Source organism: Desulfothermus okinawensis JCM 13304 (assembly GCF_054654515.1).
Genome location: NZ_BAAIEW010000086.1, coordinates 1 through 448, shown reverse-complemented (window position 1 = coordinate 448; position 448 = coordinate 1). Strand labels below are relative to the sequence as shown.

Sequence of the window (448 nt, the reverse complement as noted above, 5' to 3'; positions counted from 1 at the left end):
ATATAATTATTTTACAAAGAACAAAATAGATGAATATGAAGGATTTTATGCATCAGTGGTATATGCATATCTTCAGTCCCTTGGATTTGATATAATAGGAGAGGATGTGACAAATCATGGCAGGATAGATTTAACAGTGCTACTAGATGATAAGATTTACATAATAGAGTTTAAGGTGGACGGTAAAAAAGGAGAAGCACTAAGGCAGATAAAACAAAAAAAATATCATGAGAAGTATTTAGATAAATCAGATAAGATATATTTAATAGGCATAGAGTTTAGCTCAAAAGAGAGGAATGTGGTTAATTTTGAATGGGAGAAGATCAATTCATAATTGCTTTTGATTGATAACCGAAAATGAAGAATTGAGGATTTAGCCAAATAGAGAAAAAAATTTTAAGTACCTGGAGCAAATGTTATGAAAAAACTACCAATAGGCATATCCAGT

At 30.1% G+C, this 448-nt stretch carries 1 protein-coding gene; it reads left to right on the top strand.

From position 1 onward, the window contains the following. Positions 1–334, top strand: a 334-nt coding sequence (locus ACYQ0O_RS13145) for a PD-(D/E)XK nuclease domain-containing protein (protein ID WP_459893797.1), incomplete at its 5' end; no start/stop codon positions are given. Positions 335–448: the final 114 nt, after the last annotated feature.